This window comes from Streptomyces sp. NPDC091649 (assembly GCF_044756785.1).
Lineage (GTDB): Bacteria > Actinomycetota > Actinomycetes > Streptomycetales > Streptomycetaceae > Streptomyces.
Genome location: NZ_JBIVTR010000001.1, coordinates 917,615 through 942,322, shown reverse-complemented (window position 1 = coordinate 942,322; position 24,708 = coordinate 917,615). Strand labels below are relative to the sequence as shown.

At 71.8% G+C, this 24,708-nt stretch carries 18 protein-coding genes; 13 read left to right on the top strand and 5 right to left on the bottom strand.

All coding sequences use genetic code 11. The features are described from left to right. Window positions 1–75 precede the first annotated feature (75 nt). A complete protein-coding gene (locus tag ACIQMU_RS04100) occupies window positions 76–1,155 on the top strand; it encodes an acyltransferase (protein ID WP_352240356.1) in 1,080 nt (359 codons plus the stop codon). 165 nt (window positions 1,156–1,320) lie between these two features. Here the strand turns inward: ACIQMU_RS04100 and ACIQMU_RS04095 are convergent, their stop codons facing one another. Beyond that, the gene (locus tag ACIQMU_RS04095; RefSeq protein WP_352240357.1) at window positions 1,321–2,670 is read right to left on the bottom strand and encodes a polysialyltransferase family glycosyltransferase; all 1,350 of its coding nucleotides are present in this window, start codon (window positions 2,668–2,670) and stop codon (window positions 1,321–1,323) included. Further along, window positions 2,667–3,650 (bottom strand): glycosyltransferase family 2 protein, encoded by a 984-nt coding sequence (locus tag ACIQMU_RS04090; protein WP_352240358.1) that lies wholly within the window; start codon window positions 3,648–3,650, stop codon window positions 2,667–2,669. Before ACIQMU_RS04090 ends, ACIQMU_RS04095 begins: the two co-directional genes overlap by 4 nt. 208 nt (window positions 3,651–3,858) lie before the next feature. Here ACIQMU_RS04090 and ACIQMU_RS04085 point away from each other — a divergent pair, with 208 nt between their 5' ends. From ACIQMU_RS04085 to ACIQMU_RS04070, 4 genes are all read left to right on the top strand, one after another. Beyond that, window positions 3,859–5,241 carry a DUF6716 putative glycosyltransferase gene (locus tag ACIQMU_RS04085; protein WP_352240359.1) on the top strand — a complete coding sequence of 461 codons (1,383 nt, stop codon included), beginning with the start codon at window positions 3,859–3,861 and terminating at the stop codon, window positions 5,239–5,241. 98 nt (window positions 5,242–5,339) lie between these two features. Next, complete coding sequence (locus ACIQMU_RS04080) at window positions 5,340–6,578, top strand: acylneuraminate cytidylyltransferase (protein ID WP_352240360.1); 1,239 nt, start codon at window positions 5,340–5,342, stop codon at window positions 6,576–6,578. Between the two features lie 12 nt (window positions 6,579–6,590). Next, the gene (locus tag ACIQMU_RS04075) at window positions 6,591–7,523 is read left to right on the top strand and encodes an N-acetylneuraminate synthase family protein (RefSeq protein ID WP_352240361.1); all 933 of its coding nucleotides are present in this window, start codon (window positions 6,591–6,593) and stop codon (window positions 7,521–7,523) included. Window positions 7,524–7,533: 10 nt separating this feature from the next. Beyond that, entirely contained in the window at window positions 7,534–8,568 is a 1,035-nt protein-coding gene (locus ACIQMU_RS04070; RefSeq protein ID WP_352240362.1) for a hypothetical protein, read from the top strand. Between the two features lie 186 nt (window positions 8,569–8,754). Here the strand turns inward: ACIQMU_RS04070 and ACIQMU_RS04065 are convergent, their stop codons facing one another. Further along, the gene (locus ACIQMU_RS04065) at window positions 8,755–10,056 is read right to left on the bottom strand and encodes a N,N-dimethylformamidase beta subunit family domain-containing protein (RefSeq protein ID WP_352240363.1); all 1,302 of its coding nucleotides are present in this window, start codon (window positions 10,054–10,056) and stop codon (window positions 8,755–8,757) included. A 653-nt stretch (window positions 10,057–10,709) separates the two neighbouring features. Here ACIQMU_RS04065 and ACIQMU_RS04060 point away from each other — a divergent pair. From ACIQMU_RS04060 to ACIQMU_RS04030, 7 genes are all read left to right on the top strand, one after another. Further along, entirely contained in the window at window positions 10,710–11,945 is a 1,236-nt protein-coding gene (locus tag ACIQMU_RS04060) for an amidohydrolase (protein ID WP_352240516.1), read from the top strand. A 174-nt stretch (window positions 11,946–12,119) separates the two neighbouring features. After that, on the top strand, window positions 12,120–13,169 hold the full coding sequence (locus tag ACIQMU_RS04055; protein ID WP_352240365.1) for a BMP family ABC transporter substrate-binding protein: 1,050 nt from the start codon (window positions 12,120–12,122) through the stop codon (window positions 13,167–13,169). A 313-nt stretch (window positions 13,170–13,482) separates the two neighbouring features. After that, the gene (locus ACIQMU_RS04050) at window positions 13,483–15,066 is read left to right on the top strand and encodes an ABC transporter ATP-binding protein (RefSeq protein ID WP_402688246.1); all 1,584 of its coding nucleotides are present in this window, start codon (window positions 13,483–13,485) and stop codon (window positions 15,064–15,066) included. Continuing rightward, window positions 15,063–16,181: an ABC transporter permease gene (locus ACIQMU_RS04045; protein ID WP_352240366.1), complete on the top strand. Its 1,119-nt coding sequence runs from the start codon at window positions 15,063–15,065 to the stop codon at window positions 16,179–16,181. Before ACIQMU_RS04050 ends, ACIQMU_RS04045 begins: the two co-directional genes overlap by 4 nt. Further along, a complete protein-coding gene (locus tag ACIQMU_RS04040) occupies window positions 16,178–17,443 on the top strand; it encodes an ABC transporter permease (protein WP_352240367.1) in 1,266 nt (421 codons plus the stop codon). Before ACIQMU_RS04045 ends, ACIQMU_RS04040 begins: the two co-directional genes overlap by 4 nt. An 89-nt stretch (window positions 17,444–17,532) precedes the next feature. Continuing rightward, on the top strand, window positions 17,533–17,874 hold the full coding sequence (locus tag ACIQMU_RS04035) for a cytidine deaminase (RefSeq protein ID WP_402688245.1): 342 nt from the start codon (window positions 17,533–17,535) through the stop codon (window positions 17,872–17,874). Window positions 17,875–17,994: 120 nt separating this feature from the next. Then, window positions 17,995–19,272, top strand: a complete 1,278-nt coding sequence (locus tag ACIQMU_RS04030; RefSeq protein WP_352240369.1) for a thymidine phosphorylase — start codon at window positions 17,995–17,997, stop codon at window positions 19,270–19,272. 229 nt (window positions 19,273–19,501) lie between these two features. Here the strand turns inward: ACIQMU_RS04030 and ACIQMU_RS04025 are convergent, their stop codons facing one another. After that, a complete protein-coding gene (locus ACIQMU_RS04025) occupies window positions 19,502–22,786 on the bottom strand; it encodes a S8 family peptidase (RefSeq protein WP_402688244.1) in 3,285 nt (1,094 codons plus the stop codon). Window positions 22,787–23,045: 259 nt separating this feature from the next. Between ACIQMU_RS04025 and ACIQMU_RS04020 the strand changes: the two genes are divergently transcribed. Then, the gene (locus ACIQMU_RS04020) at window positions 23,046–23,423 is read left to right on the top strand and encodes an STAS domain-containing protein (protein WP_352240370.1); all 378 of its coding nucleotides are present in this window, start codon (window positions 23,046–23,048) and stop codon (window positions 23,421–23,423) included. Between the two features lie 114 nt (window positions 23,424–23,537). Here ACIQMU_RS04020 and ACIQMU_RS04015 read toward each other — a convergent pair whose 3' ends face one another. Next, window positions 23,538–24,566 (bottom strand): sigma-70 family RNA polymerase sigma factor, encoded by a 1,029-nt coding sequence (locus ACIQMU_RS04015; protein WP_352240371.1) that lies wholly within the window; start codon window positions 24,564–24,566, stop codon window positions 23,538–23,540. Window positions 24,567–24,708 lie beyond the last annotated feature (142 nt).

The window sequence follows — 24,708 nt, the reverse complement described above, 5'->3', positions numbered from 1 at the left end:
CCGCCGAAGGCCGCGCGTGACGCGCCGGTCCCGCCCCGTAAGCCCTCCATGCGCCCCGCCCACCCCCTGAGGACCATGCCGACCACACCCCCCGCCGCCGCCCCGGCGCCGACGGTCCCCGAGACGCCCCGTCCCGTCCGCGAGCACCGCTACGACATCGACCTGATCCGGCTGCTCTGCTCCGTCGGCGTGATCGGCCTCCACGCAGGCTCCGCCTTCGTGAACGCCGTGGGCCGGACGGCGTCGCAGGGGCCGGGCACCTACTGGGCCGGGCTGACCGCCGATTCCGTCGGCCGCTTCGCCGTGCCCCTCTTCTTCGCCATCGCAGGCTGGGTGGTCCTGGTCGGGGCGCCGCCGAAGGACGGCGCACGGCTGCGGCGGCGCATCGTGCGGATCGTGGTGCCCCTCGCCGTCTGGACGGCGCTCTACCTCGCGTGGGGCAGGCTGCGCGGAACCAACGACGACCCGGTGGGCGAGCTGGCGCTGGACTCCCTGTTCGCGTCGGTCCGCCCCGCCTACCACCTCTGGTACCTGTACGCCTACCTCCCCGTGATCATGGTCCTGGGCCTGGTGGTGCTGGTCAGGTCGGGCAAGCGGCCGTGGGGCCTCGGCGCGATCCTGCTGGTCCTGGCGTCCGCCCCGTCGCTCTTCGGCGATCTGGCCGAGGCCACCGGACGCGAACTGCCGCGCTTCGGCTGGGCCTTCGGCCCGTACCAGCTGATCTACGCGGTGCTCGGGGCGCTGCTGCTCGCCGCCCCGGCCGGCACGTTCGGCCGACGACGGCTCCCCTGGCTGCTGCTGGCCGCGGCCGGACTGGCCGGGGTGATCGCGTACCAGCACGAGGTGCACTACGCGATCCCGTACGCGCACGTCCTGGTGGCCCTGTTCAGCTGCGGCGTCCTGGTCTCCCTGCACGGCCTGCGCGTTCCGGAGCGGCTGCGTCCCACGCTGACCCGGCTGGCCGACGCGTCGTTCGGCGCCTACCTCGTGCACGTCCTCGTGCTCGGCGTCCTCACCGACGCCTTCGTCCGGGCGGACCTGAGCGGCCCGGCCGCCGCGGCGCTCGTGGTCGGTGTCACCGCGGCCACGACGGCCCTGTCGTTCGGCGCGGCCATGGTGTGGGGCCGGGCGGGAGCGAGCAAGGTGCTGGGCTGAGTACCGCCCGGGGGCCGGGGCGCCTCGGCCTTCGCGGCTCCCGGGCCCCGCGCCCGGTCCGGGTGCACCGGGCCCGCTCCCCGGGGGCCTCGGCTCCCGGGCTCCCGCCGCTTCTCAGCTCCCGCCGCTTCTCAGCTCCCGCCGCTTCTCAGCTCGCGCCGCTTCTCAGCTCGCGCCGCTCCTCAGCGCCCGTGCCCGCCGGGCCACCCGGCGCAGGGTCGGGTTGCCGCGCAGGAACGCCAGCCGGGCCGGCACGACTCCGGGAAGCGCCAGCGAGGCCAGCCGGCGGCGCTTGAAGTAGCGCCAGGTGCGGCCGTCCAGCCGGTCGGACAGATAACGCTCGGCGGCCGGACGCAGATCGGGGCGCACCTTCGGCCGCATCGCGAAGCCGACGGCCGCGAGCAGGCCGTCCAGCCCGGCCTCGGCGCCGGGCCGCTGCCGGGCCACCGCGTCCGCGTCGGCCAGCTCCGGCAGCAGGGCGTCGGCGAGCGTCGCCGGTATCCGCTCGGCGTTCTCGTACGGGGTCAGGCGCTCCAGGAGCAGCCCCGTGCCGACGGTCGCCACCGGGAGACCGTGGAACCGGGCCGCGGCGAACAGCGCGGTCGAGGTGCAGCCGACGACCAGGGCGGGCCGCAGCCGGTGCAGCAGCACATCGGCCGTCACCGGCAGCGGCGTGTCCAGCACGGTCAGCTCGACGCCCAGCCGGCCCGCCTCGGCGAGCAGCGCGGCCGGGTCCTGCCGGGGCGTGTACGGATCGGGCGCGAACACCAGCCGGGTGTGGCCGAGGGCCGCGGCCCCGCGCACCATCTCCAGCCGCAGCCCCGCCTCCTCGGCCGCCGGGATCAGCCCGGCCCCGGCGAGATCCTGCCCGAGCAGCAGTGCGGGCGCCTCGACGGACGGCAGCTCCGCACCGGTCGACGCCACAGCCGCGTCCGCGAGTTCGGCGACGACCTTGCCGATCGCCTCGGCGGGCACGGTCTGCGGCTCCACCCCGTACTCGCCCAGCAGCAGCGGGCGCACCCCGGGGACCAGCTCCGGGTGCAGCAGCCGCCGCACCCGGGTCCCGGTCAGCGGCGGGATCTTCTCCCCGGTCGGGCCGAGGCCGCGGGGTCCTTCGGCGTACACATCGACCGGGACACCGGCGAAGACCTGGGCGAGAGCCCGCGCGGGGCCCGCGTGCGGCGCGTCCACGACGAGCTCCAGCCGCTCGTCACCGAGACCCCAGGCGCGCCGGAAGTGGCGCTCCCACAGAGGGGCGTCGTCCGCCCGGGGCAGCCAGCCGTCCGGATGGAAGGGGAAGATCGCCTCGTTCCACGAGAGGACCTCGTCGAACCGGGTGCGCAACCGCTCGAAGCCCGCGGTCTCCGAGACGTCGGCGACGGCCTCCGGGGCCGGGCCTGTCCGGGACAGCAGCAGCATCCGGCGGCCGGGCCCGGTGAAGCACCCCGCGTCGACCGCCGCGGCGAGCAGCAGCGTCGCGTCGGGCGTGGAGGCGTGGAAGATCCGGGTGGTCATGCGGCCGAGGCCCCCTTCGCGGCGACCGGACGGCGGCGCAGCCTGCGCACCCGGGTCGCCCGTGTCACGTCCATGGAATCGAGAGCCTCGTCCAGCAGCCGCTGCGGCAGGCGTCCCAGGGCCGCCGTGCCGCGCGACTTCAGTTCGCGGGCCACGGCCGGCTCGAATTTCCCGAGGTCGCCCAGATGGTGGGCGATGACCGCGCAGTAGGTGCGCACGGCCTTCGGCAGCAAGGTGTCCGCGTCGCGGTCGGCGGCCGTCTCGGCCACCACCTGGTCATAGGCGCGCAGGAAGTCGAGCTGGCGCACATCACCGATCTGGGTCAGCGAGGTGGCCACCCCGCGCCGGTAGAAATGGCTGAGCAGGCCCAGGGTGGCGAAGGATTCCGCCTCCCGGTGCAGACGCCAGATCCACGGCCGGTCCTCGGCCGTGCGCAGCCCGTCGGTGAAGTGCAGCAGACCCCGGTCCAGCAGCCGCCGGTGGTAGAGGCCCGCCCAGGCGAACGCGTAGTCCACCGACGTGGTGCGGTGGGCGGGCAGGATCGCGGCCCGGGGATCGCCCACCACCCCGTGCGTCCCGTGCGGAACCCGGCGTACGGACCGCGAACTGCCGTGCGCCTGGACGTGGTCGGTGCGCACGAAGTCGCAGCCCAGCGCCTCGGCCCCGGCCACCAGCCGCTCGTAGTGCCCGGGGGCCAGCCAGTCGTCGCCGTCCAGGAAGGCGATGTACTCGCCGCGAGCGGCGTCCAGGCCGGTGTTGCGCGCGGTCGCCAGCCCCCCGTTCACCTCGTGCCGCAGCAGTACGGCCCCGGGGATCTCGTCTGCGGCCCGGCGCAGCAGGCCGGGGGTCCCGTCGGTCGAGCAGTCGTCGACGAGAAGGAACTCGAAGTCCTCACGGGCGTTGGCCCGCAGACTTCTGAGCGTGTCGGGCGCGTAGGACCGCACGTTGAAGAACGGCACGATGACGGAGAGCTTAACCACGCGCATCACGTTAGGTGCGGCACCGGCCCTTTCCTTTTCCGCGAAGCGCCCGACAGGTGAACAACGCCCGACTCTCAGGTGAATCACCCTTCCCGGAGCGGGAATTGGGCGCGCATTCGGGGCCGTCCCCCAATCGTCGGCTCGCTGTTAACCATCTGTTGCCACCACGTTGGGCCGCGCATCGAAATGCCTTCCTAACTTCTAGGACGTGCCCCCACGTACCAGCAATGAGGCCGAACCGGCCGAAACCCCCGCCGTGCCCCGACCGGCGCTGCGGGTCGCCGTCCTCGCCGACTCCGACACCCGGTGGAAATGGGGCGCGCTCACCGCGCGCCGTCTGACCGCCGAGGCGGACGGCCGGGAATCGCGGCCCGTCGAGGTCAACGGGCTGCTGCTGCGCGGCCGGGCCACCCCGACCCCCCGCCAGCTCGCGGAGGTCGGCGAGGTCGGGATCGACGCGGAGCGGGTCCGCGAGGTCACCGCCGTCGAGTTCCTGCACACCGTGCGCGACGAGGGCTTCGACCTCGTCGTCCTCGCCCTCGTCGGCGGCGGCGTCCAGGCCATGCTGCACGGCCTCGCCGCCCTCGGCCTGCCGCGCCGGCCCGTCGTCGTCACCGGATACGTGGGCGTCGTCTACGAGAAGCTCGCCGACGGCCTCCTGCTCCGCCACGGCGCGGACGTCGTCCTCGCCAACTCCCGCCATGACGCCGAGCGTTTCCGCGCCGTGTACGAGGGAGTGGGCGCCGACGCCTCGGCCGTCACGGAGGCCGCCCTGCCCTTCCTCGGCGGAGCGCCCTACCGTCCCGAAGAGGGCCGCGACACCGTGGTGTTCGCCGCCCAGCCCTCCGTGCCGGCCTCCCGCGCCGACCGCACCTACCTGCTGCGCAGGCTCGTCGAGCACGCCAGGCTGCACCCGCGCCGCGAGGTGCTGCTCAAGCTGCGCTCCAAGCCGGGCGAGCACACCACGCACATCGAGGAACTGCCCTACCAGAAGCTCGCGCAGCGGCTGCCCGGCGGCCTGCCGCCCAACTTCCGCCTGGTGTACGGGCACATGGGCGAGGTCCTGGACCGCACCGACCTCCTGGTCACGGTCTCCTCGACGGCCGCGCTGGAGTCCCTGCACCGCCGGATCCCGACCGCCGTCCTCACCGACCTCGGCGTCCGCGAGACACTCGGCAACCACCACTTCGTCGGCTCCGGGCTCCTCACCTCCTGGGACCGCCTCGACGGAGGGACGCGGCCCCGGCCCGACGGGGAGTGGCTGGCCGGCCAGGGCGTCGCCGCCGACGGCTCCTACGGCACCGCCTACGACACGGCCCGCGCCAAGGTCGCCGCCCTCCTGGACGACGCCCGGCTCCCGCCGCTCGCCCCCTACTACACCCCGGCCACCGCCCCCGGCTACCTCCCCGGCATCCTCGGCCGCCACCACCTGGCCCCCGACGGCACGCCTCTGCCCGGCGCGGCCGCACCGCAGGAGACGGGGCGGGTCCGGGGCGCGGTGCGCGAAACCGTCCGCAACGCCGCGCGCGGCGCCTACCGCCAGGGCGTCCAGCGCGTCGCCCCCGTGATCCGCCGGATGGGCGACCTGTGACCACGCCGGCCGGGGGAGCCGCCCCCGCACCCGAGAACCGACCCACCGGGCGAACCGCGGTCACCACCTCGGAAGCCTCCACGACCCCAGGAGCAGCGATGCAGCCGCCCCCGACCGTCCTCGCCGTGATCCCCGCCCGCGGCGGATCCAAGGGCGTCCCCGCCAAGAACCTCGCCGAGGTCGGCGGCATCCCCCTGGTCGCCCGCGCCGTCCGCGCCGCACTCGGCGCCCCCGAGGTCACCGACGTCGTCGTCACCACCGACGACGGGACGATCGCCGAGGCCGCCCGGAGCGCCGCCGCCGACCTGGGGGCCGCCCACCGGCTGCACTGCGTCGAGCGCCCCGCCGCCATCGCGGGCGACACGGCGACCAGCGAGGCGGCCGTGCTGCACGCCCTGGACGTCTACGAGGCCGAGCGCGCCCGGAGCGTCGACGTGGTCCTCCTCGTCCAGTGCACCAGCCCGTTCGTCTCCCACGAGGACATCGACGGAGTCGCCAGGGCGGTGGCCCACGAGGGCGCGGACACGGCCGTCACGGTCGCCCCGTTCCACGGCTTCGTCTGGCGCGACGGGCACGCGGTCGAGGAGGGAACGTACGGCGTCAACCACGACAAGTCCGTGCGCCCCCGCCGCCAGGACCGCCCCCAGGACTACCTGGAGACCGGCGCCGCCTACGCGATGGACGCGGCGGGCTTCCGTACCCACCGCCACCGCTTCTTCGGCCACACCGCCCTCGTGCCCACCGACCCGGCGCGGGTGCTGGAGATCGACGACCCGCACGACCTGGCCCGCGCCCGCGCGCTCGCCCCGCTCCTGGACCCCTCGCCGCTGCCCTCCCTCGCGGACGTGGACGCGGTCGTCCTGGACTTCGACGGCACCCAGACCGACGACCGGGTCATGATCGACTCCGACGGCCGCGAGACGGTCGCCGTGCACCGGGGCGACGGGCTCGGCATCGCCGCGCTGCGCAAGGCCGGGGTGCCTCTGCTGATCCTCTCCACCGAGCAGAACCCGGTCGTCGCCGCCAGGGCCCGCAAGCTCCAGATCCCCGTGCTGCACGGCATCGACCGCAAGGACGAGGCACTCAAGCGCTGGTGCGACGAGCAGTCCATCGCACCCGACCGGGTCCTCTACGTCGGCAACGACGTCAACGACCTGCCCTGCTTCTCCCTCGCCGGCTGGCCCGTCGCCGTCGCGAGCGCCCACGACTCGGTACGCGCCGCGGCGCGCGCCGTCACGACCACCCCCGGGGGCTACGGCGCCATCCGCGAGATCGCGGCCTGGCTGCTCGGCCCCACCCTCACCACCACTTCCACCCCCGCTGTCCCCACCAAGTAAGGAAGCACCACCATGAGCACCTCCCGCCTGCGCACCTTCGGCACCCGCACCGCCGGCCCCGGCAACCCCGTCTACATCACGGGCGAGATCGGCATCAACCACAACGGCGAACTCGACAACGCCATCGCGCTGATCGACGCCGCGGCCGAAGCCGGCTGCGACGCCGTCAAGTTCCAGAAGCGCACCCCGGAGATCTGCACCCCGCGCGACCAGTGGGACATCGAGCGCGACACCCCCTGGGGCCGGATGACGTACATCGACTACCGCCACCGCGTCGAGTTCGGCGAGGACGAGTACACCGCCATCGCCGAGCACTGCGCCAAGCGCGGCATCGACTGGTTCGCCTCCCCGTGGGACACCGAGGCCGTCGCCTTCCTGGAGAAGTTCGACGTCCCCGCCCACAAGGTGGCCTCCGCCTCCCTCACCGACGACGAGCTGCTGCGCGCCCTGCGCGCCACCGGCCGCACGGTCATCCTCTCCACCGGCATGTCGACCCCGAAGCAGATCCGCCACGCGGTCGAGGTCCTGGGCAGCGACAACATCCTGCTCTGCCACGCCACGTCCACGTACCCGGCGAAGGCCGAGGAGCTGAACCTGCGGGTCATCAACACCCTCCAGCAGGAGTACCCCAACGTCCCGATCGGCTACTCCGGCCACGAGACCGGCCTCCAGACCACGCTGGCCGCCGTCGCGCTCGGCGCCACGTTCGTCGAGCGCCACATCACCCTGGACCGCGCCATGTGGGGCTCCGACCAGGCCGCCTCCGTCGAGCCGCAGGGCCTGACCCGCCTGGTCCGCGACATCCGCACCATCGAGCAGTCGCTCGGCGACGGCGTCAAGAAGGTGTACGAGTCCGAGCTCGGCCCGATGAAGAAGCTCCGCCGCGTCGCGGGCGTCGTCGCCGAGACCGAGAACACGCCGGCCCCCGAGCCGGTCGCGGTCTGAGCGCCGACCGGTGAACCTCGCCTTCGTCGAGAGCCCGGTCCAGCTCCTGAACGTCCTGGAGTGGGTTCACACCCAGGGGGGAGACGATCCGGCCGCCACCACGGTCGTCGTCCTCCCCCCGGTCGACCCGATGTCGCGCGGTCAGCTGCGCCGGATGGCGGAGCTGGCCCGCGACGAGGGCATCACCGTCCGCTGGCAGGAGGCGCGCGGCGAGTCCGGCGCGCCCCTGAAGGCCCTGCGCGCCCTGGCCGGTCTGGTCAGGCGCGCGGACCACATCGTCATCGGCGACCCGTTCTCCCGCTATGTGCAGCTCCTGCTGACGATGGTCCGCGCCGATCACCTCACGGTGGTCGACGACGGCACGGCCACCATGGAGTTCGTCGCCCAGCTGGCCCGGGGCGAGCGCCTCACCCGCTGGCACCGCCGGGGCCGCACGGGACCGCGCGAGCTGGTCCTGGCCCCGGTCACCGCCACGGCCCGCCGCCGCTTCACCCCGACGGCGAACCACACGGTCGACGTGTTCACCGCGATGCCGGTCGAGGCTCCGCCCGGCATCGCGGTCATCCCGAACACCTTCGCCTGGACCCGCGCCCGCTTCGGCCCGCCCAGCATCGGCAAGGGCGCGGACCTGGTCGGCACCTCCCTGGTCGAGACGGGCGTCGTCGACCCCGTCCCGTACCAGGAGGCGGTCACGGCCCTGGCCCGCACCCACGGAGCCACCCGCTACTTCGCCCACCGCCGGGAGTCCGCCGACAAACTCCACGCCCTGGAAGCCGCCACCGGCCTGGAGATCGTCCGCCCGGACCTCCCCCTGGAACTCATCGCCCGCCGCGGCCCCATCGGCCGCACGATCGTCAGCTTCCCCTCCACGGTCGTCCACACCCTCCCGCTGGCCCTGGCCGGCACCGGTGTGAACGTCGCGGTCTGCGACATCGACCCGCAGTGGCTCCGCTCCACCGCCTCACCCAGGGCCCAGGGCTTCCTGAGCGGGGTCACGGAGACGGCGCGGGGGGCGCAGCGGCTGTCGTCGACGGTCCACGCGTAGGGCTCCCGCATCGGCGGGAACCCTCAGGGCTGTCCCGCAATCCCTGGCGGGCGCGCGACGACGGCTACGGCACCTCGCCGCGTTGTCGGGACATCCACATACATCCGGTACGCGGACGCCCCTCCGCCTTGCGATGCACCGCATCCGACGCCGCGCGCCGATCCACCAGGGACTACGGGACAACCCTCAGCGGCGTGGCTCCAGCATCCTCTCCACCAGGTTCCGGGTGGCCCGCCGGACCTGCGGGTTGAGGTGGTCGGGTTCGTTCAGCGCGAGCGGCCAGTGGAACGTGCCCGCGACGAAGACGAGCGTTCCCTCGGCGTTCTCGCACAGGCTGGTGTTGTGCTCGCGACGGCCGCGGCCCCAGCTGTCGGTGTACGGGGAGGCCGCCAGGAGCGTCTGCTCGCTCCCGGCCGGGCGGGGCATCGAGGGGTCGAATCCGTCCGCTTCCACCCCCACCAGGTCCGGGATGCCGTCGCCGTCCCGCAGCCCGGTCCCCTTCCAGAACCAGTGGCCGCTCTCACGGACGACGAGAGGCACGGGTTCGGCGAGGATGCCGTTGTACTGCACGCCGAGCAGGCCCTGTTCGGCCTTCCGGCGCTTCTTGGCCAGTTTGCGCCAGCGCACGGTGGGGCCCGCCTCCCCCGCTTCGGGGTCCGACGCCTCCTTGTAGCAGGCCACCACCCGGCCCTCGCGGCCGTCGGCCGAGGGCTCGACGCGGATGTGGAAGTAGATGTTGTTCGAGGCGAGGAAGGCGAGGTGGGTGCCGGCCGCCACCGCGTCCTCGGCGCAGTCGCGCATCTCCTTGGACCAGTACTCGTCGTGCCCGGAGAAGACGACCGCCGTGTACGCGCCCGGGTCGATCCGCCCCTCGTGCAGGTCCACACTGCTCGCGTAGGTGATGTCGTACCCGGCCTCTTCCGCCCACCGAGCGGTGGCGGTGTCCATCTCGAACCACCGCGGCGCTCCGGTGTTCACGTACGGCCGGTCGAAGGAGACCCGGAAAGCCCGCTCGTCGTTCCCGCCGATCTCGCCCTCGGGGGTGTAGCCCTTGTACAGGTTCTTGCCGGTGCGGCCGTCGAAGGGCCAGATGTTGTACGCCTGGTACGTGGTGAAGGGCAGCACCATCAGCAGGTCGGACCGGCGCTCGGTGTCGCGTACGACGAACGGGGTGAAGCTGCGGAAACCCTCGCCCGAGGTGAAGACGGCCAGGTATATCCCCGAAACCCAGGCTTCCGGGACGTCCAGGGTCCAGGCGACCGGCCAGTCGCAGGCTATGAGCCCGGTGTCCGGATCGGGAACCGGCCGCTTCCCGGGTTCCACCCGGACCGGGTCGCTGGTCAGCAGATGCCGGGCGCCGTCGCCGCCGTAGTGCCCCACCCGGTGGACCGCCACGGTGCATTCCTGGGCGCGGTGGGCCGATATGTGAAAGTCGATCGATTCGCCGCGGCTCACCGACGTGGACGAGGCGTACCCCTGTATCTGCATCGTTCTGTCGTCGGCGGGGCGTGTGCCACCCTGCCCGACACGCCAATCCCGGCTTCCGGCGGAGCGGTTCTCCCGGGCGACGGGATTCTTCCCCGTACTGGCCGCCGGCCGTTTCGGCAGGGATTCGGCCTCGCCGCGCAGTTGGTATCCGGCTACCGCTATGGCTCCGACCCCGATGGTCCCGAGGGCGACACGACGGGACACTTTCGACACAGCACACACTCCGGGGCCCGGACGCCGGGCCTCACGCCGCACGCGTCGATACGTAGGCGACGGGTGGAGTACAGGGTTCGTGCCGCACCTGTCGACGATCGTTCATCGTAGGTGTGAAGAACAGAAGAGGGAGGTGTGGTGCATGTGTGCCTGGACACATCGCGGGGGCCGTCCGCCGATGCCGGTGCCGGTTCCCTCCTTCGAACACACTCCTCGGCCGCGTTCTCCCGTGCCGGCGCTCAGTGACGCGGCCCGGCGGACGCACGGATGTCAACGTCCCGCGCACCGGCCCGCACCGCCTGTGGAAAGCACCCGGTATACCCCCAACCCCCCTCCGTCACACACCCTCCCGGGAATTTTGTTCGCCTGAGCGGCTGAAGTTTTGGTGATCCATGGCCAGTTGAGGGGCCAAGGGGCCTACGCTTCGTAAGGTGAACCAGTTGAAGTCCCGCGCCTCCCGCCCCCACGACCCGGCCGGCCGGCCCGGGGGAGGTGAGCTGCCCGGCAGGCTCTCCGACGAGCTCCGCTCCGAGCTGATCGCCTTCCGCCGGGATCTGCACATGCACCCCGAGCTGGGAAACCAGGAGTTCCGCACCACCGCGGCGATCAAGGACCGGCTGGAGAAGGCCGGGCTGAAGCCGAGGGTCCTCGCCGTCGGGACCGGGCTCGTGTGCGACGTGGGGGAGTGGGACGGTGTCACGCCCATGCTGGCGCTGCGGGCGGACATCGACGCGCTGCCGATCCCGGACACCAAGGCGGGCGTGCCCTACCGGTCCACCGTGCCCGAGCGGGCGCACGCCTGTGGGCACGACGTGCACACCACCGCCGTGCTCGGGGCGGGGCTGGTGCTCGCCGGGCTCGACCGGGAGGGGCTGCTGCCCAACGCCGTGCGGCTGGTCTTCCAGCCCGCCGAGGAGGTCCTGCCCGGCGGAGCGGTCGACGCGATCGAGTCCGGGGTGCTGGAGGGCGTCGGCCGGATCATCGGCGTCCACTGCGACCCGAAGGTCGACGTCGGACGGATCGGGCTGCGGATCGGCGCCATCACCTCCGCCTGCGACCGCCTGGAGATCACGCTCGACGGGCCCGGCGGGCACACCGCCCGCCCGCACCTGACCACCGACCTGGTCACCGCCGCCGCCCGGATCGCCGTCGACGTGCCCGCGCTGCTCGCCCGCCGGGTCGACGCCCGCGCCGGGCTCGCGCTGACGTGGGGGCGGCTGGAGACGGGGTTCGCCCCCAACGTCATTCCGCAACACGCCGAGCTGTCCGGCACCGTCCGCTGCCTGAACCTGGACGCCTGGCGCGACGCGGCCGATCTGGTACACGCCGCCGTGGACGAAGTGGCGGGAATGCATCGGGCCAAGACGGTCATCAACTACGTGCGCGGCGTGCCGCCCGTGGTGAACGACGCCGAGAGCATCGGTCTGCTGGATGCCGCGATGACCGAGCGCCGCGGGTCGTACGCGATCGAGGACACCGAGCAGAGCCTGGGCGGCGAGGACTTCTCCTGGTACCTGGAGCGGGTGCCCGGCGCGATGGCCCGCCTCGGCGTCCGGACCCCGGGTGACACGCGCGGGCTCGACCTGCACCGCGGCAACTTCGACGTGGACGAAGAGGCCATCACCGTAGGAGTCGAACTGTTCACCGCCTCGGCGCTGCTCGACGGGAACCGTTAGCGGAGCGTTGACGCAGACTTCGCGGGCCGTTCGTGGACCGGCGGGGGGCCTTCTGTTCACGACGATCCGATAACGGCTTCCGTACGTGCTCTTATCTGACATCTACGCGCGTTACGATCGCCGCGAAACCAGCGCCGGAAGAGGCGCTTCGGTCAGGTTTGAAGGAGCCTTCCCTTGCGCCGGATCACCAGGATCACCACCGTGGGCATTGCGTCCGCGGCGCTCGCACTCAGCGTCACCGCCTGTGGCGGAAAGTCGTCCTCGGACGCCGATTCCGGCTCGGGCGGCGACAAGGCCGCCATCGCGTACGACATCGGCGGCCGTGGCGACCAGTCGTTCAACGACGCCGCCTACGCCGGACTCGCCAAGGCGGAGAAGGAACTCGACGTCAAGGGCAGCGAGGCCGAGCCCTCCGACGGTGAGGGCGACGCGGACAAGGTCCAGCGTCTCACCGAGCTGGCCCGCTCCGGCAACAACCCGGTGATCGGCGTCGGCTTCGCCTACGCTCCCGCCATCAAGAAGGTCGCGCCGAAGTTCCCGAAGACCACCTTCGGCATCATCGACGACGCCTCGGTGTCCGGCGACAACATCGCCAACATCGTCTTCAACGAGGAGCAGGGCTCCTACCTCGCCGGCGTCGCCGCCGCCAAGGTCACCAAGACGAAGACGATCGGCTTCATCGGCGGTGTCGAGACCCCGCTGATCAAGAAGTTCGAGGCGGGCTTCATCCAGGGCGCCAAGGACACCGACCCCGCGGTCAAGGTTCTCCCGCAGTACCTGACGCAGCCGCCGAACTTCGACGGCTTCTCCAAGCCCGACCTCGGCAAGGCCGCCGCCCAGGGTCAGCTCGACAAGAAGGCCGACGTGATCTACTCGGCCGCCGGCCTGGCCGGCTCCGGTGCCATCGAGGCCGCCTCGAAGGCCGGCAAGTGGAACATCGGCGTCGACTCCGACCAGTACAAGCAGAAGGGCCTCGCGGCCTACAAGGAGTCCATCCTGACCTCGGTCACCAAGGACGTCGAGGACTCGGTGTTCAACCTGATCAAGTCGGTCCAGGACGGCAAGCCGACCACCGGTGAGATCCGCTACGGCCTGGACAAGGACGGCGTCGGCCTGTCGATGTCCAACCCGGCGTTCGTCGAGATGACCGACGTCATCGCGGCCGTCGACAAGGCGAAGCAGGAGATCATCGACGGCAAGATCACCGTCAAGACCGCTCCGTAAGCAGCTCGGAACCTCCTGCCGTACGGCTGGTTTTCCCTGGCCCTGTCCGTCCCTCGCGCCGCGTTCCGGCCGGTGGACGGGCAGGGCCGCGGGCCCGTCCACCCCGGACGGACCGCAGCCCTGCGGCAGGAATGCGAAGTAGATCCGCCTCTCGCAGTGCTCCCCACCCGGTCCGGACCCCGCGTCCGGGCCGTGACGTGCAGCTGTGTTTCACGATTCGGCAGCGCTACGCGTGTAGACAGCCCTCCGGCGCGATAACTTCACCCCCGCCCCCCGGGGAGTGCCCCGCACTCCCGCCCCTCCGCCCCCGCTCCTGTCCGGCCAAGGAGAGTGCGTCATCAACGCGTCCAGCAGTCCCCCTGCCGTAGAACTGCACGGCATCACCAAGCGCTTTCCCGGCGTCGTCGCCAACCACGACATCGACATCACGATCGGCACGGGCACGGTCCACGCCCTCGTCGGTGAGAACGGTGCCGGCAAGTCCACCCTGATGAAGATCCTCTACGGCATGCAGAAGCCGGACGAGGGCACCATCGCGATCAACGGCGAGCAGGTCTCCTTCTCCAATCCGGGCGACGCCATCGAGCGGGGCATCGGCATGGTGCACCAGCACTTCATGCTCGCCGACAACTTCACCGTCCTGGAGAACGTCGTCCTGGGTGGCGAGAAGCTGTACGGCATCGGCTCCGGCGCCCGGAAGAAGATCAAGGAGATCTCCGACGCGTACGGCCTGGGCATCCGGCCCGACGCGCTCGTGGAGGACCTCGGGGTCGCCGACCGGCAGCGCGTGGAGATCCTCAAGGTGCTCTACCGGGGCGCCCGCATCCTCATCCTGGACGAGCCGACCGCGGTCCTCGTGCCGCAGGAGGTCGACGCCCTCTTCGCCAACCTGCGCGAGCTCAAGGCCGAGGGACTGACGGTCATCTTCATCTCGCACAAGCTGGGCGAGGTGCTCTCCGTCGCCGACGAGATCACGGTGATCCGCCGCGGCACCACCGTGGGCACCGCCGACCCGGCGTCCACCTCGACCAAGCAGCTCGCCGAGCTGATGGTCGGCAGCGAGCTGCCTTCGCCGGAGACCCGCGAGTCCACCGTCACCGACGTGCCGATGCTGCGCGTCCAGGAGCTGGCGCTCACGGTCGCCGACCCCGACGGAACCGTCCGCGATGTGCTCGCCGGCATCGACTTCACCATCCACCAGGGCGAGGTCCTCGGCATCGCCGGCGTCGAGGGCAACGGGCAGACCGAGTTGATCGAGGCCCTGATCGGGATGCGCGACCCGGACGCCGGGGTCATCACCCTCGACCAGGACGACATCTCGCACGCCCCCACCCGCAAGCGGCGCGAGGCCGGCATCGGGTACATCCCCGAGGACCGCCACCGCCACGGCGTCCTGCTGGACGCCCCCCTGTGGGAGAACCGCATCCTCGGCCATGTCACCGAGAAGCCCAACAGCCGGGGCTGGCTGCTGGACAACGGCGCGGCCCGCGCCGACACGGAGCGGATCGTGCGCGAGTACGACGTGCGCACCCCCGGCATCGACGTCACGGCGGGCTCCCTCTCCGGAGGAAACCAGCAGAAGCTGATCGTCGGCCGCGAGATGAGCCACGCCCCCAAGCTCCTGATCGCCGCCCACCCCACGCGTGGCGTGGACGTCGGGGCGCAGGCCCAGATCTGGGACCAGATCCGCGAGGCCCGCCGCGAAGGGCTGGCCGTCCTGCTGATCTCGGCCGACCTGGACGAGCTGATCGGGCTCTCCGACACCCTGCGCGTCATGTACCGCGGCCGACTGGTCGCCGACGCCGACCCGGCCACCATCACCCCGGAGGAACTGGGCTCGGCCATGACCGGCGCCGCCGCCGGTCACCTCGAAAGCCCGGAGGACGAGGCCCGATGAAGAAATTCGACAAGGACCGGCTGATCCTGGGCTTCGCCGGCCCGGTGCTCGCCCTGGTCGTCGCCCTCGCGCTGACGACCGTGGTGCTGCTGGCCTCCGGCCGTAACCCCTTCGAGCCGTACCGGATCATGTTCGAGTCGGCCAGCTACGTCGACGTTCAGGTCCTGATCGTCAACCAGGCCGGTACGTACTACCTCGCCGCCCTCGCGGTCGCCGTCGGCTTCCGGATGAACCTGTTCAACATCGGCGTCGACGGGCAGTACCGCCTGGCCGCCATGGTGGCCGCGCTGATCGGTGCGAGCGTCAGTCTGCCGGGGCCTCTGCACATCGCGCTGATCGTGATCGTCGCGATGCTGGTCGGCGCGTTCTGGGCGGGCATCGCGGGCTTCCTCAAGACCACCCGAGGGGTGAGCGAGGTCGTCTCGACGATCATGCTCAACTCGATCGCCACCGCCCTGGTCGCCTGGTTGATCCTGCCGAAGAACTTCGGCGAGCAACCGGCCGGCTCCAACAACCTGACCACCGGCGAGATCGCGGAATCCGGTTGGTTCCCGGGGCTGCCGATGGGCGACATGGCCGGGGAGATCTACGGCTTCACCTTCGTCGCCGCGGGCTGCGGCGTCCTGTACTGGTTCGTGCTGAACCGCACCCGGTTCGGCTTCGACCTGCGGGCCACCGGCGCCAGCGAGAGCGCCGCCCAGGCATCCGGTGTGGACGCCAAGAAGATGGTCCTCACCTCGATGCTGATCTCCGGCGCGGTCGCGGGCCTGGCAGGCATGCCGACGCTGCTCGGTGACACCCACACCTACAGCCTCGACTTCCCCACCGGTATCGGCTTCACCGGCATCACCATCGCGCTGCTGGGCCGCAACAATCCGCTCGGCATCGCCTTCAGCGCCCTGCTGATCGCCTTCCTGGACAAGTCGTCGGCCTCGCTCGACCAGTACGGGTACGAGAAGGAGATCGCCACGATCATGCAGGGCCTGATCGTGATCTCGGTCGTCGTCTCCTACGAGCTGGTCCGCCGTTACGGCATCCGCCGCCAGCAGCAGAAGGTCGGCGAGGAGCTCGCCGCCGGACACGCCCTCACGACCGAGAAGGAGGCGGCCCTGTGAGCACCAGCAAAACCATCGCCGCACGCCCCGCCCCCAAGAAGGGCAACGGCCGCCGCAAGCTCTCCCTGCCCGTCGTCCTGCTGATCATCGCGGGTGCGCTCGCCCTGATCTCGCTGGTCCGCCTCATCAGCGGCGCCAACGACATCACCTCGGTCGGCCAGGTCCGCGGCGCCCTGTCACTCGCCGTCCCGATCGGCCTCGCCGGACTCGGCGGCCTGTGGGCCGAGCGCGCCGGTGTCATCAACATCGGCCTCGAAGGCATGATGATCCTGGGCACCTGGTTCGGCGCCTGGGCCGGGTTCCAGTGGGGCCCGTGGGTGGGCGTCCTCTTCGGCATCCTCGGCGGCTGCCTCGGCGGCCTGCTGCACGCGGTCATCACCGTCACCTTCGGCGTGAACCACATCGTCTCCGGTGTGGCCATCAACATCCTCGCCGTCGGCGCCACCCGCTACCTCTCCAACTTCGCCTTCGACGGCATCCAGGGCGGCTCCTCCAAGCAGTCCCCGCGCATCGAACCGATCGACAGGATCACCGTTCCAGGGCTCTCGGACTGGATGCATGACCTACAGCAGCAGCACTGGTTCCTGATCTCCGACGTCGCCGGCATCATCGGCGGGCTCGTCACCGGCCTGTCGCTGCTCACCGTCGTAGCCCTGCTGCTGATCCCCGCCACCTGGTGGATCCTGTGGCGCACCCCGTTCGGGCTGCGGCTGCGCTCCTGCGGCGAGAGCCCCACGGCCGCCGAGACCCTCGGCGTCAACGTGTACAAGTACAAGTACATCGCCGTCACCGTCTCCGGCGGTCTGGCGGGTCTGGGCGGCGCGTTCCTCGCGATCGTCGCCACCGGCATCTACCAGGAGGGCCAGACCGGCGGACGCGGCTACATCGGCCTCGCCGCCATGATCTTCGGCAACTGGATGCCGGGCGGCATGGCGCTGGGCGCCGGGCTCTTCGGCTTCACCGACAGCCTCAAGCTGCGCGGCGGCGCGGAGAACGTCCACGCGATGCTGCTCCTGCTGGCGATCCTGCTGGTCATCGCGGCGTTCTGGCAGCTGTACCGGAAGAAGTACGTCTCCGCGGTGATCGCGGCGGCCGTCTCGGCGCTGCTGTTCACCTGGTACTTCCTGACCGACCAGGTGCCGAGCCAGTTCGTCGACGCCGCTCCGTACGTCACGACGCTGCTGGTCCTCTCGCTCTCCGCGCAGCGGCTGCGCATGCCCAAGGCGAACGGTGTGGCCTACCGCAAGGGAGAGGGCAAGTGACGCCGTCCGCCGAGGTACCGCCCACCGCCACCGCCACCGCCTTCGGCGAGGCCGACTGGGACGCTCTGCGGGAGGCCGCCCGGGACGCCATGTCCCGCGCGTACGTCCCCTACTCGGGCTACCCGGTCGGTGTCGCCGCCCGGGTGGACGACGGCCGCACGATCACCGGCTGCAACGTGGAGAACGCCAGTTACGGCCTCTCGCTCTGCGCCGAGTGCGGTCTGGTCTCCGCGCTCCACGCCACCGGCGGGGGCCGGCTGACCCACTTCGCCTGCGTGGACGGCAGTGGGGCGGCGCTGGTGCCGTGCGGCAGATGCCGGCAGCTCCTGTACGAGTTCGGCGGGCCGGAGCTCCTCCTGGAGACGCCCGACGGGCGGCGCACGCTGGACGAGATGCTGCCCCAGGCGTTCGGCCCGCAGCACCTCGGCTGAACCCCGTATCTCCCGGCGGTGGCCCTTCCCTCCTCGCGGAAGGACCACCGCCCCTCTCCTCCTCTATGCGCGTAGAGTCAGGGAACTCTCTTGCGCACCCACCCGGCCGGAAGGATTCCCATGGACGCCATCTCCGTCATCCGCACCAAGCGGGACCGAGGCGAGCTGACCCCCGAGCAGATCGACTGGGTCATCGACGCGTACACCCGCGGCGAGGTCGCCGACGAGCAGATGTCCGCCCTCGCCATGGCGATCCTGATCAACGGGATGAACCGCACCGAGATCGCCCGCTGGACCGCCGCGATGATCGCCTCCGGCGAGCGGATGAACTTCGACGCGCTCTCCCGCCCCACCACCGACAAGCACTCCACCGGCGGCGTCGGCGACAAGATCACCCTGCCGCTCGCCCCGCTGGTCGCGGCCTGCGGCGCGGCCGTGCCGCAGCTCAGCGGCCGGGGCCTCGGTCACACCGGCGGCACCCTGGACAAGCTGGAGTCCATCCCCGGCTGGCGGGCCCACCTCTCGAACGCGGAGATGCTCAGCGTCCTGGACGGCACCGGCGCGGTCATCTGTGCCGCCGGTGACGGGCTCGCCCCCGCCGACAAGAAGCTGTACGCGCTGCGCGATGTCACCGGCACCGTCGAGGCGATTCCGCTGATCGCCAGCTCGATCATGTCCAAGAAGATCGCCGAGGGCACCGGGGCGCTCGTCCTGGACGTCAAGGTCGGCTCCGGCGCCTTCATGAAGACCATCGAGGACGCTCGCGAACTGGCCTCCACCATGGTCGCGCTCGGCACCGACAGCGGGGTGCGCACGGTCGCGCTGCTCACCGACATGTCGACCCCGCTCGGCCTCACCGCGGGCAACGCGCTGGAGGTCCGCGAGTCGGTCGAGGTGCTGGCCGGCGGGGGCCCGCGGGACGTCGTCGACCTCACCCTCGCGCTCGCCCGCGAGATGCTGGACGCGGCGGGCCTCAAGGACGCCGACCCGGAGAAGGCACTCGCCGACGGCTCCGCCATGGACGTCTGGCACCGGATGATCTCCGCCCAGGGCGGCGACCCGGACGCCGCCCTCCCGGTCGCCCGCGAGCAGCACGTGGTGACCGCGCGCTCCTCCGGCGTCCTGACCCGCCTGGACGCCTACGACGTCGGCGTCGCCGCCTGGCGCCTCGGCGCGGGCCGCGCCCGCAAGGAGGACCCGGTGCAGGCGGGCGCGGGCGTCGAGCTGCACGCCAAGCCCGGCGACACCGTCACCGAGGGCCAGCCCCTGATGACGCTGCACACGGACACCCCCGAGAAGTTCGACTACGCGCTGAAGGCACTGCCCGAGGCGTACGACATCGCCCCGGCCGGCACGTCGTTCGCACCCCTGCCGGTGGTGCGGGAACGTATCGCCTGACCTGCGGTTTCCTCGTACGGGTGAACGGGACCGGTGGACTGCCTCCGGCACCTGCCGGGTCCTGCAAGCGGTCGAGTACGGCGGGAAGCCGGCCCTCCCCGAGCCGTTCGAGCCGGACCTGGACACCGGCGCCCTCCCGGTCGGCTGACAGGCGGACGGCCCGCCGCACGGAGAGGATCCGTGCGACGGGCCGCCGTCATGTGCGCGGTGAACTACCCGCGAGTCCCCGTCACTTGCCCAGGTACGCGCTGTAGATCTTCACCGACGAGGTGTTGCCCTTCTTGTCGGTGACCTTGGCGGAGAAGGAGATCGCCTTGCCCTTGGCCGGGTTCTTGACGGTGATCTTCCCCTTCTTGACGGCGACCTTCTTCCAGGTCTTGCCGCCGTTGTAACTGACGTACGTCTTCAGCGACTTCAGGTTCTTGCCCGCGGCAGCGCCGTGCACCTTCACCGGCACCGATACGGTCTTGCCCGCCTTGATCCGGCCGTCGGCGCCCACGGCCGGGGTGAACCGGACGGTGGAGACGGGCAGCATCGTGAACGCGGTCTTCTTCGAGCGGAACGTCCAGGCCGCGTCCACCCGGGTGGAGAGCGGGTTGACCTTCGCGCTGTGCCTGACCGTGGTCGTCAGCCGGTAGTCGGCCGCGCCCGCCGGGACTCGGAAGGACGCGCCGCCGCCCACCGGGTCGCCGTTCTGGCCGAGCTTCTTGCCGTTGCGGTACAGGACGGTCCTGGCCGACGTGAACAGCATCCCGCCCGCGTTGCCCCGGCCGTCGGCCAGCAGCGGGAGAGCGCCGGTGATCTCGTTGCCCTCACGGACGATGCCGTAGTCCTCGTCCACCAGTGGGCCGAACACCGCGGTATTCACGGACTTCGTGTACGTCCTGCCCGCCTTGTACGTCACCTCGTCGCCGACCCGGTAGTTGGCCTCGTACGTCGGCCACCCGTCCGCGTCGACCGGGCCCTGCTGGTCGAAGTCGAAGCTCCAGGCCACCTTGTCCGCGGTGGAGACGTACAGCGTGCGGGTGCCGGGCAGCTTCTGATCGATCGAGGTCGCCCAGTTGCCGCCCTGCGTGGGCAGGAAGGGGAAGGCGGTGATCGACCCCTTCTTCTTCGGCGCGGCCGAGCCCATGGTGATCTTCACCTTGGCCAGCTGCGCCGCGGTGAACTTCCGGTCGAAGCCGGTGGCGAGCTGCTTGACCGTGCCGCCGACCGCGATGTCGTACTCGGTCGACGCGCCCCTGCTCCAGGTGCCCGACCAGTGCTGGGCGAGCGAACCGTCGGTGATCTTCGGGCCGGCGTGGAGCGTGCGGATGCCGGTCGGCGACTCCATCACCCAGCCGAAGGAGACCGCGTCGTTCGCCGCCTCCACCACGTAGTCCGGAGAGAACAGCTGAGCCTTCGCCTTCGCGTCCGGCACCGTGACGTTCACCGGCTTCGCCTTGCGGGCGTCGAACGTCAGTGAGGTGCTCCTGGTGACCGCGATCTTGGGCTGCGCGATCCAGTCGGCGCCCTTGGTGACGTCGTCCGGGTCGTTGTAGACCGTGGAGTTGACCACGTACGTGCCCTTGGGCACCCGGATCTTCGCGGTGCCGTCGACGACCCGCGGGCTCAGGAACGGGCCGCCCGCCCCGGCGTCGAAGCGGTAGAGGGTGCTGTCCACGTAGCGAGCCGGACGGCCGTCCCGCCCGATGTGCTTGACGGTGAGGTCGTAGCTCTCCACCTCACGCTCGACCGCGGCGGCCGTGCGCACGGTCTGCCCGCCGCCGGTGGCCACCAGATACGCGGAGTACGTGCCGTCGGCGGTGCCGCCGAGCCGGGTGTCGGCGGTCAGCGTCGCCTCCGCCGTGCCGCCCGCGGGGACGGTGACCCGGTCCGCGCCGAGTGCGAAGAAGCCGGCCGGAGCGGGCTTGCCCCCCGGGCCCGTGCCGGTCACCTTCAGATCGAGGGTGATGTCGCTCGTACCGAGGTTGCGGTACGTGATCTTCTCGGTGGCCGGCTCGTCATCGGTGTGCGGCCACTGCTGCACCCCGAAACTCACCGAGACCGGTTCGGCGACGACGGTCTGGGCGATCGCCCGGTCCACCGCGATCCGGCCGGAGCCCTGCTGGAACGGGTTGTACGCGCCGGGCTTCGTGGACGCGGTCAGCGCGCCCTTCAGCTCGGTGTGCGCCCAGTCGGGGTGCTGCTGCTTGAGCAGGGCGGCCGCACCCGCCACATGCGGAGTGGCCATCGACGTACCCGAGATCGTCGCGTAGCCGGCGGGCTTCTCGCCCACCTCCTTCGCGATCAGCGAGCCGGGCGGGATGGCCGCCGTGGTGTCCACGCCGGGGGCCGTGACGTCGGGCTTGACCGCCCCGTCCCCGACACGCGGGCCCCGGCTGGAGAAGTCCGCCAGCGCGTCCCGGTCGTCCACCGCACCCACGGTCAGCGCGGCCTCCGCGCTGCCGGGCGAGCCCACCGTGCCCGCGCCGTCGCCCTCGTTGCCCGCCGCGATGGCGAACAGGACGCCCTTCTCGGCCGACAGTTTGTCGACCGCCGCCTCCAGCGGGTCCACCTCCGGGGTGTCGGTCCCGCCGAGGCTCAGGTTGACGATGTCGGCGCCCTGGGCGACCGCCCACTCCATTCCGGCCAGGATGCCGGAGTCCTCGCCATAGCCGTCGTCGTCGAGCACCTTGCCCGCGAGCAGCTTGGCGTCCGGGGCCACGCCCTTGAACTTCCCGCCCGACCTCGCGCCGGTGCCCGCCGCGATCGAGGCGACGTGCGTGCCGTGGCCGACCCGGTCCTTCGTGTCGGCGGAGGCGCTGAAGTTCTTCTCCGCGAGGACCTGGCCCTTGAGGTCGGGGTGGGTGGTGTCCGTCCCGGTGTCGAGGACCGCGATCTTGACGCCCTTGCCGGTGAAGCCGGCCTTCCAGGCCGCCGGGGCGCCGATCTGCGGGACGCTCCTGTCGAGGCTCGCCCGGCGCACCCCGTCCAGCCAGACCCGGTCGATGCCGGCGGCGGTGGTGACCCGCTCACCGGCCGCGCTCCGGTCGGTGAGCGCCTTCCAGATGGCCGGCGCGTCCGCGGTCGGTGTGGTCACCGATTCGGCGTTCAGCGAGGTGAGGCTCCGGCCGACCTCGGTGGAGCCCGCGTCGCGGACCTGCGCCTTCGCGGTGGCGGCCTGCTTGCCCCGGTAGCCGACGATCAGCTTCAGACCGTCCCGCTGGGCCCGGAGGTTCTCCGGGCGGCTCAGCTCGGTGACGTCGAACAGCCGCCGGTCGAGCTTGCCGGAGACGACCAGCCGGTGGGCGTCGGCCGGAATGACGAGCGTGTGCCCCTTGCTGCTCATCCGCTGGACCGGGATGTTCTCCCGGCCCTTCGCGGGCCGGAAGGCGACCGGCTTGCCCTGGGCGTCGACGGTGACCCGGTCCCCGGTGACCAGAGTCAGCTGACGCACCTCCCGTTCCCGGTCCTGGGCCCGGGCGCCAAAAGCCCCCCTCGGATCCGGCTGGGCGACGGCGGACTGGGTCATGCCCGCTGCCAGTGCCACGGCCACGGCTGTGGCGACCGCCGGTATGCACGCGTTTCTCACGTGTCTGCGCAACTCTCCCCCTGAGAAAGTCGATGGTTGCTCGATCCGCCGGTCCGCAGAGACGCCGAAAGGACGGCTGCGGCCGTCGGTTCACCGAACTAGAGGGAGAGTTGGGGGAATTGGTTCACAGGATGGGCACAGGGAGTCCGTAGTTGACGCGAAACGGCCCCTCCGCGACGGACGCCGTGCGGAGGGGCCGATGAATTTCGCCCGCCGGTCCGGTCTGCCTGGTGTGGATGCCGAGAATCCGATCGCCCTGACCGTGACCGGCCGGGTCAGCCGTGCCGCCGTGCCCGACCTCTGCGCCGAACTGGAGCGCGCCCTCGCGGCTCCCCGCGAAGCCGCCCCCGCCCCCGGCGTGGCGGTGGACTGCGATGTGGGCGGCGTGATCCGGCCTGATCTGGCCCTCGTCGAGGCGGTGGCCCGGCTGGGGCTCGTGGCCCGCCGCTCCGGACGCACCCTGCGGCTGTGCCGCGTACCCCCCGAACTCCGTGCGCTGCTGGACCTGGTGGGCCTGGCCGACGTGGTGACCCTGGAGGAGGGACCGGAGGAACGGGTACCGGACGACGCGCACTGACGTACGAGCCGGGGGCGTGCGGGCCCGGCGCGCACGGGCTCGCACCGGCGTACGCACGGCCGCCGGGTCCGGGCCCCGGGTGTCCCCCCGGTGCCCGGACCCGCCCCGTGGCTCCTACGCGTCGGCCGGGAGCCGGTCCGGCAGGCCGAACAGCGGGAACCAGCGCGGGACGTCCAGGAAGCAGTGCATCCCGGTGATCGCCCCGTCCTGGATGTCGATGACCTGGACCGCCCACGGCACGAACCCGGACCCGTCCTCGGCGGGCTTGTAGTGCGCGAAGCCGGGGGACCCGTTGGCCGAGACGGGCACCAGCCTGGAGCCCGCGCACGCCGCGCCGATGGAGGTCATGAAGCCCGTGATGTCCCCGGTGCCCCGGAGCCACAGGTCGAACGGCGGCATCGTCATCACCGCGTCCTCGTGGAGCAGCGCGGTCAGGGCGGCCATGTCATACCCCTCGAACGCCTTCACATAGCGCTCCAGGAGCCGCTGCTGCTCCTCGTCGAGCGGGTCTGCCGTATCGCCCGCCCGGGTCTCCGTCTCGGTCAGCGTGGCGCGGGCCCGCTGGAGGGCGCTGTTGACGGAGGCGACGGAGGTCTCCAGCAGTTCGGCCACCTCCGCGGCCTTCCAGGCGAGGACCTCGCGCAGGATCAGCACGGCACGCTGCTTGGGCGGCAGGTGCTGGAGGGCGGCGACGAAGGCCAGCCGCACCGACTCGCGCGCCACGGCCGCCTCCGCCGGGTCCTCGACCGAGGGCAGGATCCGGCCGTCGGGCATCGGCTCCAGCCAGACGTTCTCCGGGCGGGGGCTCAGCGCGGCCTGGGCGAGCGGGGTCGGGCCCGTCAGGTCGACCGGGCGGGCCCGCTTGTTGCCCGCGTTCAGCATGTCCAGGCAGACGTTGGTGGCGATCCGGTAGAGCCAGGAGCGCAGGGAGGAACGGCCCTCGAACTTGTCGAAATTCCGCCAGGCCCGGACCAGGGTGTCCTGCACCGCGTCCTCGGCCTCGAAGGCGGACCCGAGCATCCGGTAGCAGTACCCCGTCAGCTCGACCCGGTGCCCTTCGAGGCGGCTGTCGATCCCGGCGGCATCGGGGCCCCCGTCACCCGCCGCCGCTCCTGTGGCCGTCGTCGTGGTCAGATCGCTCATCGCTCCACCCCTGTCGCGCGCAGCCGCGCTGTGGCATCCGTCACCCGGTACGACGGAAGCTACCGCAGGCCACTGACAGCCGGGGCGGAAAGAGGACAAGGGGAGCCGGGCGGCCGCGGCTCCGGCCACGATCCGCCCGGCG